The sequence below is a fragment of the Photobacterium sp. DNB23_23_1 genome, from assembly GCF_052873815.1.
The window spans coordinates 1-12,827 of record NZ_JBNNXT010000069.1 but is presented as its reverse complement, the minus strand read 5'-3'; the positions used below and the strand labels follow the sequence as shown (position 1 = coordinate 12,827).

General features: G+C 49.8%; 9 protein-coding genes and 4 tRNA genes. 7 read left to right on the top strand and 6 right to left on the bottom strand.

The window, feature by feature from the left end; genetic code table 11:
- The 4 genes from ACVA53_RS24335 to ACVA53_RS24320 all read right to left on the bottom strand — a co-directional run bounded on the left by ACVA53_RS24335 (position 1) and on the right by ACVA53_RS24320 (position 406).
- A tRNA-His gene (locus ACVA53_RS24335) sits at positions 1-69 on the bottom strand.
- Positions 70-80: 11 nt separating this feature from the next.
- Positions 81-157: transfer RNA gene (locus tag ACVA53_RS24330), tRNA-Pro, on the bottom strand.
- Between the two features lie 61 nt (positions 158-218).
- A tRNA-His gene (locus ACVA53_RS24325) sits at positions 219-294 on the bottom strand.
- Positions 295-329: 35 nt separating this feature from the next.
- Positions 330-406, bottom strand: a tRNA-Arg gene (locus tag ACVA53_RS24320).
- Between the two features lie 291 nt (positions 407-697).
- Between ACVA53_RS24320 and ACVA53_RS24315 the strand changes: the two genes are divergently transcribed.
- Positions 698-1,108 (top strand): c-type cytochrome, encoded by a 411-nt coding sequence (locus ACVA53_RS24315; RefSeq protein ID WP_255041573.1) that lies wholly within the window; start codon positions 698-700, stop codon positions 1,106-1,108.
- A 105-nt stretch (positions 1,109-1,213) separates the two neighbouring features.
- On the opposite strand, the gene rep is transcribed toward ACVA53_RS24315, so the two are convergent.
- Positions 1,214-3,229: a DNA helicase Rep gene (gene rep / locus ACVA53_RS24310; protein ID WP_255041572.1), complete on the bottom strand. Its 2,016-nt coding sequence runs from the start codon at positions 3,227-3,229 to the stop codon at positions 1,214-1,216.
- A gap of 139 nt (positions 3,230-3,368) precedes the next feature.
- On the opposite strand from rep, the gene ACVA53_RS24305 reads away from it, so the two are divergent.
- The 4 genes from ACVA53_RS24305 (at position 3,369) to ubiK (ending at position 8,650) form a co-directional block, all read left to right on the top strand.
- A complete protein-coding gene (locus ACVA53_RS24305) occupies positions 3,369-3,983 on the top strand; it encodes a TetR/AcrR family transcriptional regulator (RefSeq protein WP_446506557.1) in 615 nt (204 codons plus the stop codon).
- A 29-nt stretch (positions 3,984-4,012) separates the two neighbouring features.
- Complete coding sequence (locus ACVA53_RS24300; protein ID WP_446506556.1) at positions 4,013-5,119, top strand: efflux RND transporter periplasmic adaptor subunit; 1,107 nt, start codon at positions 4,013-4,015, stop codon at positions 5,117-5,119.
- Positions 5,120-5,131: 12 nt separating this feature from the next.
- A complete protein-coding gene (locus tag ACVA53_RS24295) occupies positions 5,132-8,251 on the top strand; it encodes a multidrug efflux RND transporter permease subunit (RefSeq protein ID WP_446506555.1) in 3,120 nt (1,039 codons plus the stop codon).
- Positions 8,252-8,380: 129 nt separating this feature from the next.
- Positions 8,381-8,650 (top strand): ubiquinone biosynthesis accessory factor UbiK, encoded by a 270-nt coding sequence (gene ubiK, locus ACVA53_RS24290; RefSeq protein ID WP_255041567.1) that lies wholly within the window; start codon positions 8,381-8,383, stop codon positions 8,648-8,650.
- A 70-nt stretch (positions 8,651-8,720) separates the two neighbouring features.
- On the opposite strand, the gene ilvC is transcribed toward ubiK, so the two are convergent.
- Positions 8,721-10,205 carry a ketol-acid reductoisomerase gene (ilvC, locus tag ACVA53_RS24285; protein ID WP_446506554.1) on the bottom strand — a complete coding sequence of 495 codons (1,485 nt, stop codon included), beginning with the start codon at positions 10,203-10,205 and terminating at the stop codon, positions 8,721-8,723.
- 131 nt (positions 10,206-10,336) lie between these two features.
- Between ilvC and ilvY the strand changes: the two genes are divergently transcribed.
- A complete protein-coding gene (ilvY, locus tag ACVA53_RS24280; RefSeq protein ID WP_446506553.1) occupies positions 10,337-11,215 on the top strand; it encodes an HTH-type transcriptional activator IlvY in 879 nt (292 codons plus the stop codon).
- A 21-nt stretch (positions 11,216-11,236) separates the two neighbouring features.
- Positions 11,237-12,442, top strand: a complete 1,206-nt coding sequence (locus ACVA53_RS24275) for an S-adenosyl-L-homocysteine hydrolase (RefSeq protein WP_255041562.1) — start codon at positions 11,237-11,239, stop codon at positions 12,440-12,442.
- Positions 12,443-12,827 lie beyond the last annotated feature (385 nt).

Sequence of the window (12,827 nt, the reverse complement as noted above, 5' to 3'; positions counted from 1 at the left end):
TGGCTAACGGGATTTGAACCCGCGACAACCGGAATCACAATCCGGGACTCTACCAACTGAGCTATAGCCACCATTGTAAGTGGTCGGTGAAGAGGGATTCGAACCCCCGACCCTCTGGTCCCAAACCAGATGCGCTACCAAGCTGCGCTATTCACCGACTTAATTCTGCTGAGGTTTTCACCTCTAGATACTGATATTATAATCAATACCTTTAAATATGGGGTGGCTAACGGGATTTGAACCCGCGACAACCGGAATCACAATCCGGGACTCTACCAACTGAGCTATAGCCACCATTGTTACTTTTGCCGATACGATCCTGTCCGGAATGGCGCGCCCGAAAGGATTCGAACCTTCGACCTTTGGCTCCGGAGGCCAACGCTCTATCCAGCTGAGCTACGGGCGCATGCCCTATCGGCGGAGGTGAATATTACGGATCGGGGCCCTCCTCGTAAAGTGTTTTTTTTAGTTTTTTTCTCGTTCGCTGCAAATATAGGCAAATAACTGTTGATTCGCATCATACAAAAGCAGCCCCCTAGTTTATCACGATGAAAATAGGCGATATACTCACGTTGTTTTTACAAATTAAACATCCTATAAATAAACACTGCCTTGTCTCAACAGTTTGACTACAACAAACACGAAATAAGACTGTGGCAATAGCACATAATGATCTGGAAGTGTAAAGGTGAGCTCAATGGAATTTTCTCTTCGACAACTTATGGTAACGGCTGTTGCTGCCCTGGCATTTACCGGCACTGCTGTGGCAGCCGATATGTCAGATGAAGCTATCGCAGAACGTATCAAACCGGTAGGCTCCGTTTACCTTGAGGGCGACGCCCCTTCGGGCCCTGTTGTGGCTGCCGGCCCTCGTAGCGGTGATACCGTCTACGGTACCTTTTGCGCAGCATGTCATGGGACTGGAATCATGGGCGCACCAAAGATTGGTGATTCTACGGACTGGAGTCCCCGCCTTGCCAAAGGTAATGATGTACTGGCTGATCACGCGATTAACGGCTTCAATGCCATGCCAGCCAAGGGATCATGTATGGATTGTAGCGATGATGAAATTGTTGCCGCCATTGACCATATGATCGAAGGGCTGTAATTCAAGCGTCTCTCCCCTACAACGGATAAAGCGAGTGCCACCGGCCCTCGCTTTTTCTTTATATTGTGTCCCGTCCTGAAAAGTGCTTGCTCATTGATTACAGCGCTATTTCTTGAACATCGCCCGGATATTGGCTATGTGGGCCTGGCCCTTTTGCATTCGCTGCTCCTGGGTCATTGGTTTTTTATCAGCCTCCCACTCCAGATCATCTTGCGGCAACTCAAACAAGAACCGACTTGGCTCAGGTTTAATCAGCTCGCCAAACTGGCGGCGCTCCTTACACAAGGTAAAGGTCAGCTCCTTTTGGGCGCGGGTGATCCCCACGTAGGCTAAACGGCGCTCTTCCTCAACATTATCTTCATCAACGCTGGTTTGGTGCGGCAATATCCCCTCTTCGCTGCCCACAAGGTACACGTAAGGAAACTCCAGGCCTTTCGAGGCGTGTAACGTCATAAGCTGAACCTGATCGGCATCATCGTCATCTTCGCCCCGCTCCATCATATCGCGCAGGGTCAGGCGCTGGACCACTTCCTTGAGGGTCTTCACTTCCTGATCGTAGTTGTCTCCTTCAAGGTCGGCGGTGATCCAGCTATACAGATCTGAGACGTTCTTCATTCGCATCTCGGCCGCTTTCGGGCTAGGCGATGTCTCATATAACCAATCTTCGTAATTAATATCCCGCACCAGCTGGCGCACAGCTGCAACGGTATCACCGCGCTCGGCATTATCGGATAACTCAACCACCCAACGGGTGAAGCGCTGCAGGGATTCCAAACCACGGCCAGATAGGTGCTGTTCCAACCCCATTTCGAAGCTAGCAGCAAACAGACTCTTGCCTCGCATGTTAGCGTAGGTACCAAGCTTCTCCAGCGTCACCGGGCCGATTTCACGGCGTGGGGTGTTAACGATACGCAAAAAGGCATTGTCATCATCTAAGTTGGTCAGCAGGCGCAGATACGCCATGATATCTTTGATCTCTGCCCGTGAGAAAAACGAGGTACCACCGGAAATCTTATAGGGGATCCGGTTTTGCATCAGGGCTTTCTCGAACAACCTGGACTGGTGATTGCCTCGGTAAAGGATGGCATAGTCCTTATACTGGGTATTATTCAAGAAGCGATGGGCAATCAGTTCCCCCACCACTTTTTCCGCTTCGTGCTCTTCGTTCTTGGCGGTGATCACCTTGAGCATCTCGCCATCGGGGATTTCCGAGAACAGCGTTTTTTCAAACACGTGCGGGTTATTGGCAATCAGAATATTCGCAGTACGCAGAATACGGCTGGTCGAGCGGTAATTCTGCTCCAGCTTGATAACCCTCAGGCTAGGGAAGTCTTTGCTCAGCTGCACCAAGTTTTCCGGCTGGGCACCGCGCCAAGAATAGATAGACTGGTCATCATCGCCAACCACGGTAAAGCGGGCACGCTCACCCACCAGCAGCTTAACGAAAATATACTGGCTGGTGTTAGTATCCTGATATTCATCCACCAGCAGGTAACGGATCTTGTTCTGCCAACGTTGGCGAACCTCTTGGTTATCACGCAACAGCAACACTGGCATCAAAATCAAGTCATCGAAATCAAGGGCATTGTAAGCCTTCATCTGCCGCTGATACATCTCATAGCAATAGGCGAACATCTGATCGCGCTCGCTTGAGGCATGTGCCTTGGCTTGTGCCGGCGACAACATGTCATTTTTCCAGTTGGAAATCGTCGACAGTAGCTGTTTGAGCAAATCCTTGTCGCCATCAATCTGTTGCTCGGTCAACTCCTTGAGCAAGGCCATCTGATCTTGGTCATCAAATAAGGAAAAGCTGGCCTTAAGCCCCAGTACCTTGTACTCACGACGGATGATATTGAGCCCCAGGGTATGGAAGGTTGAAACCATCAACCCCTTGGCTTCCTGCTTGCCAAGCGTCTGCCCTACCCGCTCCTTCATTTCACGGGCAGCCTTATTGGTAAAGGTCAACGCCGCAATATTACGGGCTTTGTAGTCACATTGCTGAACCAAGTAGGCAATTTTATTGGTGATCACTCGGGTTTTGCCCGAGCCTGCGCCAGCAAGGACCAAACTTGGTCCAGCGACGTATTTTACCGCTTCGTTTTGCCTTGGGTTCAGTTTCATTGACTTAATCCTGTATTGATCTTCGGGTCAGCAGGCGCATTGTAGCGGGTTCACCGCCATTGTCTATTCGCCTACCGATTAAGCCTACTCATCCTGACGACATAAAAAACTGCTTGCACATATAATCAGGCACCATAGAATGGTGAATGAACATTCATTCACCATCTTTATTTACAAACTGCCTTTTATGAGTGACAAGAAAAAACGCATTCTCCAGGCAACGGAAACGTTACTGGCAGAACATGGTTTTCACGGGGTTTCGATGCAAATGGTGGCCAAGGAGGCAGGGGTGGCCGCTGGGACGATTTATCGCTACTTCGAGGACAAAGATGATCTGTTGCATCAGCTTCATGATCACATTTTGGCTCATGTCGCGAACAAAATCAGCCAGAACGTGTCAGATGAAATGCCGTTGCAGCATAGGTTTCGCACTATGTGGTTAAACATCTGGAACATGGCCACCCAAGAAGATGCCCCACTGATCAACCGTGGCCAGTTTGAGAACCTGCCCCGGCGTGAAAGCCATGAACAAAAATTATTAGAAAAGAAAATGTTCGCCAAGGTGAGTACGTTATTCGAGGAAGGAAAGGCTTCCGGCCTATTCAAACCCCTCGATAACGAAATCTTGAGCGCATTAAGCCTTGAGCCAAGTATTTGCCTGGCTCGCAAACATATAAACGGCGTTTACAAGGTCAATGATGACGCACTAGAAGCAGCCATCCAGGCCTCATGGGACGCCATAATTCAGCATTAACATTAGCTAACTTCGGAGCACACCCAACAATGAAAAAATGGATAGTGATGCTACTGATCGCATTGCTGCTATTTGGCAGCGTGATTGGTTTCAATCTCTTCAAGCAACAAAAAATCGCCGAATACATGGCCAATATGCCTGAGCCGGAGTTTCCAGTCACAGTGACCACCACCGAGCCGGGCAACTGGGTTCCAGCCATCGAAGCAATCGGCTTTATCGAGCCCAATCAGGGTGTCACCATTACCACCGAAGTTGCAGGGGTGATCAAAACCCTCGACTTTGAATCGGGTGCCGCTGTCAAAGCAGGGCAACAGCTCCTAGCACTAGACTCCAATGTCGAGGCTGCCAACCTAAAAAGTACCCAGGCTCGCCTTCCAGCCGCCAAGGCGAAGTATGAGCGCTACCGTGGCCTATTCAAAAAAGGTTCGATATCCAAAGAAGCCTATGATGATGCCGAAGCGTCGTATTTCTCTCTGGCTGCCGACATCGAAAGCCTGAAAGCGACCATTGAGCGCCGTACTATCAAGGCACCGTTCGACGGTATCGTTGGTCTACGTAATGTGTTCCTCGGTGAATATATCCAACCAGGTGACGATGTGGTGCGCCTTGAAGATACTTCTCTGATGAAACTGCGCTTTACGGTACCCCAGACCGATATCTCAGAGATTCATCTGGGTCAGGACGTTGAGATCTTTGTTGATGCCTACCCGAAAACACCGTTTAACGGTGAGATCAGTGCGATTGAGCCCGCGGTGAACTACCAGAGCGGTTTAGTACAGATCCAGGCTGATATCCCGAACAATGAAGGGCAGCTTCGTAGCGGTATGTTTGCCCGAGCCCACATTATCCTGCCGACGCTGGAAGACCAAATCATCCTGCCACAGACCGCAATTACCTATACCCTGTATGGCGATAATGTCTATCTGGCCGGTGAAGATGAAAACGGTATCCTTCGGGTTACCCAGTCTGTCGTCAAAGTCGGTGAGCGCAAAGGTAACAGTGTCCACATCCTTGAGGGTGTGAAAACTGGTGATACCGTAGTGACTTCCGGTCAAGTACGCCTGAGTAACCATGCCAAAGTTCGTGTGGTAGAAAGCAACTCGCTGGAAGCCCCAGCTGAAACCCCAATGCTGTGATCCGGAGGAGACATGCGCTTTACAGATGTTTTTATTAAACGTCCTGTGCTAGCGGTATCGATCAGCTTTTTGATCGCCCTTCTTGGCCTGCAGGCAATATTCAAAATGCAGGTCAGGGAATACCCTGACATGACCAATACCGTCGTGACGGTTACGACCAGCTACTACGGTGCCAGTGCCGATCTGATCCAAGGCTTTATTACCCAGCCATTGGAGCAGGCCATCGCACAGGCTGATAATATCGACTTCATGACCTCGTCGTCGGTGCTCGGCTCATCGACCATTACGGTCACCATGAAGCTGAATACTGACCCGAATGCGGCTCTGGCAGATATTCTTGCCAAGACCAACTCGGTCCGTTCCCAGTTACCGAAAGAAGCCGAAGATCCAACCGTGACCATGTCGACAGGCTCGACAACAGCGGTAATGTATATCGGCTTTACCAGTGATGAGTTGGCTTCGAGCCAGATCACCGACTACCTAGAGCGAGTGATCAACCCACAACTGTTCACGGTAAACGGTGTCTCCAAGGTCGACCTATACGGCGGGATGAAATATGCCCTTCGCGTGTGGTTGGACCCTGCCAAAATGGCGGCCTACAACCTAACAGCAACAGACGTGATGAACGTTCTGAACGCCAATAACTACCAGTCCGCCACAGGTCAGGCGACGGGTGAATTCGTGCTGTACAACGGTACAGCCGATACCCAGGTGAGCAATACCGACGATCTGGAAAAACTGGTCGTGTCTACCCAGGAAGGTCAAGTGATCCGCCTCGGTGATATCGCCAAGGTATCACTGGAAAAGAGTCATGATATCTATCGTGCTTCTGCCAACGGTGAAGAGGCTGTTGTCGCAGCGATCAATGCTGCGCCAAGTGCCAACCCGATCAACATTGCCGCCGATGTCTATGAGTTGTTGCCGGAACTTGAACGCAACATGCCGAGCAACATCTCGATGAACATCATGTATGACTCGACCATTGCGATTAACGAGTCTATCAATGAGGTTATCAAGACCATTGCCGAAGCAGCATTGATCGTACTGGTAGTGATCACCTTGTTCCTCGGCTCTTTCCGTGCGGTTATTATCCCGATTGTGACCATTCCGCTCTCGTTGATTGGCGTTGCCATGGTAATGCAGGCATTTGGTTTCTCGTGGAACCTGATGACTCTGCTGGCTATGGTATTGGCTATCGGCCTCGTGGTTGATGATGCAATCGTGGTACTGGAAAACGTCGACCGCCATATCAAAGAAGGGGAATCGCCGTTCCGTGCAGCGATTATCGGTACCCGTGAAATCGCCGTGCCGGTTATTGCTATGACCCTGACACTGGGTGCGGTATATGCGCCGATCGCAATGATGGGCGGGATCACCGGTTCACTGTTCAAGGAATTTGCCCTAACCCTGGCCGGTGCGGTATTCGTCTCGGGGATCATCGCCCTGACACTTTCACCGATGATGTGTTCGAAAATGCTGAAGGCCAATGAAAAGCCAAGCAAGTTCGAAACCACGGTACACCATTTCCTTGATCGCATGACCAACCGCTACGAGAAAATGCTTGGCGGGATCATGAAAATGCGCCCGGTTGTTATTGTGTTCGCACTGCTGGTATTCGGTGTCATGCCAGTGCTGTTCAAGTTCATCCCGAGTGAACTGGCACCATCGGAAGATAAAGGCGTACTGGTTATGATGGGCACCGCACCATCAAATGCCAACCTCGATTATATCGAGAACACCATGGGCGAAGTGAACCGTATGCTGGTCGAACAGCCAGAAGTAGCCTTTGCTCAGGTTTTCTCAGGGGTACCGAACTCCAACCAGGCCTTTGGTATTGCCTCGATGGTACCTTGGAGCGAACGTGAAGCGAGCCAGGCTGAAGTGGTCAAGCGAGTGACGGACTTGGTGAAGGACGTGCCGGAAATGGCCGTCACGGCATTCCAGATGCCAGAGCTACCCGGTGCGGGCTCAGGCTTGCCAATCCAGTTTGTGCTCACTACACCGAACAGCTTCGAGAGCCTATTCCAGATCAGTAGCGATATTTTGGGTAAGGTAAAAAGTAACCCAATGTTCGTCTACTCGGATCTCGATCTGAACTACGACTCGGCAACGATGAAGATCAAGATCGACAAGGACAAGGCCGGCGCCTATGGCGTGACGATGCAGGATATTGGTATCACCCTGAGTACCATGATGGCCGATGGTTATGTCAACCGTATCGACCTCAACGGTCGCTCTTACGAGGTGATCCCACAGGTAGAGCGTAAGTACCGCCTCAACCCTGAGTCACTTAAGGGCTACTATGTCCGTGCTGCTGACGGCAATGCAATTCCGCTGGGGAGCTTGGTGACGATTGACGTTGTGTCTGAACCGCGCTCACTGCCGCACTTCAACCAGCTGAACTCAGCAACAGTCGGCGCTGTCCCTGCTCCGGGTGTCGCGATGGGTGATGCGATCAACTGGTTCCAGAACGAAGCGGCCAGTACCCTTCCAGCAGGCTACCAGTATGACTTCATGGGTGAAGCCCGCCAGTTCGTGACCGAAGGTAATGCGCTGTATACTACCTTTGCCTTGGCATTAGCGATCATCTTCCTGGTTCTGGCTATCCAGTTCGAATCGCTACGCGACCCGTTAGTGATCATGGTATCGGTACCGCTGGCAATTTGTGGTGCCCTCATCGCCTTGGCGTGGGGTGCGGCCTCGATGAATATCTACTCACAGGTCGGCCTGATCACCCTGATTGGCCTTATCACCAAGCACGGTATCTTGATTTGTGAAGTCGCCAAAGAAGAGCAGCTGCACCACAAGAAAGACCGTACGGCAGCTGTGATGGAAGCGGCGAAAATTCGTCTGCGTCCAATCCTGATGACCACGGCTGCAATGATTGCCGGTCTGATCCCGCTACTGTACGCCACCGGTGCCGGTGCGGCCCAGCGCTTCAGTATCGGTATCGTTATCGTTGCCGGTCTGGCTATCGGTACGGTATTCACCTTGTTTGTACTGCCGGTTATTTATTCTTACCTTGCGAGCATTCATAAGCCGCTGCCGGTCTTTGTCGAGGACAAAGACTTGGAAAAGCTTAGGCGTGCTGATGAAGCACGCAATGCCTTGAAAGAAGCGCACGATTGCTAATCGAAGCAAGCAAACAAAGAGGCCGTTTTAACGGCCTCTTTTATTTTGTACCAACAGCAACGACAATCCTGTTATATTTGAATAAAATAACGACAACAAATGAAATGCCGTTACGGAGTTAACTAAGCTATGTTTGATCCAAAGAAACTTGAGCAAGTGGCCAAGCAGATCCAGGATTCCATGCCTCAGCCAGTCAAAGAGCTAGGCAACGATGTAGAACAGAAAGTTCGCCAAGTGATCCAAGCACAGCTTGGTAAACTGGATGTTGTCAGCCGTGAAGAGTTTGATGTACAGACCCAGGTCCTGCTGCGTACCCGCCAGAAGCTAACTGCACTTGAGCAGAAGCTTGATGAGCTAGAAGGCCGCATGGCACCAAAGGCAGATGCCGAGCAAGAGTAATCTTGCGAAATGACTAACAAAAAGCCCGGATAATCATCCGGGCTTTTTTATGTTTAGCTTTTGGGGAAAATTAACCGCCTACAGCAATGCGCTTCATATCTGTCATGTAACCACGCAGTTCTTCACCGATGTATTCAACCGGGTGGTTGCGAATAGTGTCATTCACCGTAATTAGCGTTGCGTTATCAACCTGATTAGAAGTCTCACCTAAACCCTTGCCTATCACGTCCGTGCCTACCGACGGCATGAACTTCTCACGCAGTAGCGGTGTCGCAACATTGGCAAACAGGTAGTTACCGTATTCAGCCGTATCAGAGATAACCACGTTCATCTCGTATAAGCGCTTACGGGCAATAGTGTTAGCAATCAGTGGCAACTCGTGCAGTGATTCATAGTAAGCCGACTCCTCGATAATGCCGGAAGCCGTCATTGCTTCGAACGCCAGTTCAACACCAGCACGTACCATTGCCACCATCAAGATGCCGTTATCGAAATACTCTTGTTCTGAGATCTCAATATCACTATCTGGGTAGTTCTCAAATGCGGTTTCTGCTGTCTCACCACGCCAACCCAACAGGTTCACATCGTCGTTGGCCCAGTCAGCCATCATGGTGCTAGAGAAGTGGCCAGTAATAATGTCGTCCATATGCTTGTTGTAAAGCGGACGCATTAGATCTTTCAGCTCTTCTGATAGTTCAAAGGCTTTCACTTTCGCAGGGTTAGACAAGCGATCCATCATATGAGTGATGCCACCGAATTTCAGTGCTTCGGTAATGGTTTCCCAACCGTACTGCAGCAACTTACCGGCATAGCTCGCATCCACACCATCAGCAATCATCTTCTCGTAGCAAACAATCGAACCAGCCTGAAGCATGCCACACAGGATAGTTTGCTCACCCATCAGATCAGATTTTACTTCAGCAACGAAAGAGGACTCCAACACACCTGCACGGTGACCGCCAGTTGCAGCAGCCCATGCCTTGGCAATCTCTAGGCCATCACCTTGAGGGTCGTTCTCTGGGTGAACCGCAATCAGTGTTGGAACACCAAAGCCACGCTTGAACTCTTCACGTACCTCGGTACCCGGACACTTAGGTGCAACCATGACAACAGTAATATCAGGGCGGATCTGCATACCTTCTTCAACAATGTTGAAACCGTGAGAGTAGCCCAGTGCCGCGCCTTGCTTCATCAACGGCATTACTGTCTCAACCACATTGGTGTGTTGCTTGTCCGGCGTTAGGTTTACGACCAGATCCGCTTTCGGGATCAACGTTTCGTAGCTACCTACTTCAAAACCGTTTTCTTTCGCGTTCTTGTAAGACTGGCGCTGCTCGTCGATTGCAGCCTGGCGTAGGGCGTAAGCCACATCAAGGCCAGAGTCGCGCATGTTCAGACCTTGGTTCAGGCCCTGGGCACCACAACCGACGATAACGACTTTCTTGCCTTTAAGGTAATCAGCCTCGTTGGCAAACTCGTTACGATCCATGAATCGGCAACGACCTAGTTGATCTAATTGCTGGCGAAGATTTAGGGTATTGAAATAATTAGCCATAACAGCAAACTCCGTGAATTCTATTCCTTGGGTCGACAGTACTTGTCGAATAATCCGATAGTAGATCAAGCAGTAAGTTGCGCAAAGTGATATATTCACAATAAGTTATTGCAAAAAGTGCAACATGGAAGATGAACATAAAAACCTTGCAGTTATTTCTTCACCTGTGCGAATCAAAGAATTTTAGCCAGACCGCCCAGGCCATGCATATCAGCCCATCAGCCCTCAGCCGGATCATTCAGCGTCTCGAAGAAGATTTAGGCCAAACCCTGTTTGTTCGTGATAACCGAAGTGTCGAACTAACCTCTGCAGGGCAAACCCTTTTGCCGACGGCGGCACTCATTGTCGCTAACTGGCTGGAGGTCAAAGCTGAACTTGCAGATCATCACCACAAACTACAAGGTAAACTCAAGCTATTTTGCTCCGTCACCGCCAGCTATAGCCACCTGCCCGATATCCTAAACCGTTTCCGTCAGCTCTATCCCCAGGTTGAGATCCAGCTACTTACCGGCGATCCCGCCCAAGCGATCGATAAAGTACAGCAAGATGAAGCCGATATCGCCATTGCCGCCAAGCCTGATACCTTACCGGGAAAGATGACCTACATTGAACTCGACAATGTTTCGATGTCGATCATCGCCCCTCTTCTCCCACCACCGAGCCTGCAAAAAGCATTGGCAGAACCACCGAACTGGGCCAGCCTGCCATTTATCTTACCGGAGTCGGGCACCGCAAGAGATAAGGCCGATAGATGGCTAAAAAGCAAAAAGATAAAGCCTAATATTTATGCTCAAGTCGGTGGTCACGAAGCCATTGTCAGTATGGTTGCCCTTGGCTGTGGGGTAGGTATAGCTCCGGATGTGGTGATTGAGAACAGCCCGGTAGGCAATAAAGTCAAACGGCTAGAAAAAGAAAAAGTACAGCCGATGCATTTAGGTCTGTGCTGTAAACAAAGCCGACAGAATGAGCCATTACTCTATGCACTACTGAATCTTTTTGGCTGCAATTAATTTATCAATGGAATAATAACAATGCCCCAACCAATCTTAACTCATTCGTACTACTCTGATTTTTATGCCGCCAAAGGCTACGACTTCCTAAAGCAGATTTCACAGTGCTATAAAGCACCTCAAAACCTAATTATTTTTTCAGTCATGCATTGCTACGAAGGTTCGCTGCCTTATATCAATGTCCTTGCCGAGCTGGCCCATGAATTAATTTTTATTCCCAAGGGAGCGACAACCAGTGGTAACCGCGAGATCAAGGCAACGATCGAGAAACTGCCTAGCTGTACTATAGCCAATCATGGAATAACTAAGGAACACCTCAGAGATCCCCTCGCGGCTGAAACCTTTATCCGTCAATACATCGATGCGGACAGCAAGTTTCTACTCCTAGATCACGGCGGTTACTTCTCTCATGCCATCGAGCACCTTAGCAAAGTATTTCAGGAACAACTCGTCGGTATCACCGAACTCACCGCCAATGGCTTGTACAAGTACTTAAACTGCAACCTGAATCACCCACTGGTCACAGTCTCCCACCTCAGTATCAAGGCCCCTGCTGACTACGAGGCTTCAGAGTGCATTGTCCATTATTCCGATCAGATCCTACGTGAAGAGTTTGGATTGAAACTCAATAATGATGGTTTCCTAAAAGTCGGTGTGATTGGTGCCGGTAACCTAGGTTGCGGAGTGATCCAATACCTTAAAGGGAAAGCTATTGGCAACATTCTAGTCGCAGATATCGACCCAAGAAGGCTAACTCAATTTCCCCGCAACGGTGTACAAGTAAGCTCAATAGAACGATTGGTCCACGAATGTAATTTGATTTACTGCTGTACAGGTAATGGTGCGATCCCTGAGCACCTCCTTGATTCTATCAATGACAACAGTTTTATCGCCACCGTGACCTCGGCCGATGATGAACTCAATCTGCCAAGCCTGATCGCCAATGGTGCGCTAATTGAAGTAGGCGGGAATAAATTAGTCCGTGAATATCAGACGCGGCAAGGCCATCGCCTCTACCTTCTTGCTGGCGGTGAATCAGCCAATACCCCGTTCAAAACAGGGATGGGAGATCCTACTCTGTATTTATTCGAAGCGGCGCACATGCTTGCCGGATTACAACTGCTTTGCCAACCAGAAGACTTCAAACCGGGGATCCAACCATTAAGCGAGGCTGACGAAACAGCCATTGCCGAGCATTGGTTGCGGCACTTTTATAACTACCAATAACGACGTAAACATATATACAAGAAATTCCGAGGACGCCGAATCTTGGGCTATTTGCCCGTAGGCCGAACATTGTTTACTCACACAAAAAAGCCTCAGCATTTCTCCTGAGGCTTTTGAAGAAGTGGCGGAGCGGTCGGGCTGGCGCACCAACGGGACTCGAGCCATAAGCTCGAGTGAGTCTAATCTCTAACCTATAAACGCTAAAAAGCCCCTCTGTTTCCAGCGGGGCTCATTCGACCTCAGGGCGAACAAAAATACTCAAGCGTAAAAAACCAAATCTTTCGTAGCGGACGGCCAGTCGAGGACGCCTTATACCAATCTAAGTAAAAATATGATCTAATTGAGGTTACTCTTTCAGACAGTCACATCGCTATGGATAGCCTCA

What these genes read in the sequence shown, in the direction of transcription:
- ACVA53_RS24315 (WP_255041573.1), top strand. Translation starts at nt 698, where the DNA reads ATGGAATTTTCTCTTCGACAACTTATGGTAACGGCTGTTGCTGCCCTG.
- rep (WP_255041572.1), bottom strand. Translation starts at nt 3,229, where the DNA reads ATGAAACTGAACCCAAGGCAAAACGAAGCGGTAAAATACGTCGCTGGA.
- ACVA53_RS24305 (WP_446506557.1), top strand. Translation starts at nt 3,369, where the DNA reads ATGGTGAATGAACATTCATTCACCATCTTTATTTACAAACTGCCTTTT.
- ACVA53_RS24300 (WP_446506556.1), top strand. Translation starts at nt 4,013, where the DNA reads ATGAAAAAATGGATAGTGATGCTACTGATCGCATTGCTGCTATTTGGC.
- ACVA53_RS24295 (WP_446506555.1), top strand. Translation starts at nt 5,132, where the DNA reads ATGCGCTTTACAGATGTTTTTATTAAACGTCCTGTGCTAGCGGTATCG.
- ubiK (WP_255041567.1), top strand. Translation starts at nt 8,381, where the DNA reads ATGTTTGATCCAAAGAAACTTGAGCAAGTGGCCAAGCAGATCCAGGAT.
- ilvC (WP_446506554.1), bottom strand. Translation starts at nt 10,205, where the DNA reads ATGGCTAATTATTTCAATACCCTAAATCTTCGCCAGCAATTAGATCAA.
- ilvY (WP_446506553.1), top strand. Translation starts at nt 10,337, where the DNA reads ATGAACATAAAAACCTTGCAGTTATTTCTTCACCTGTGCGAATCAAAG.
- ACVA53_RS24275 (WP_255041562.1), top strand. Translation starts at nt 11,237, where the DNA reads ATGCCCCAACCAATCTTAACTCATTCGTACTACTCTGATTTTTATGCC.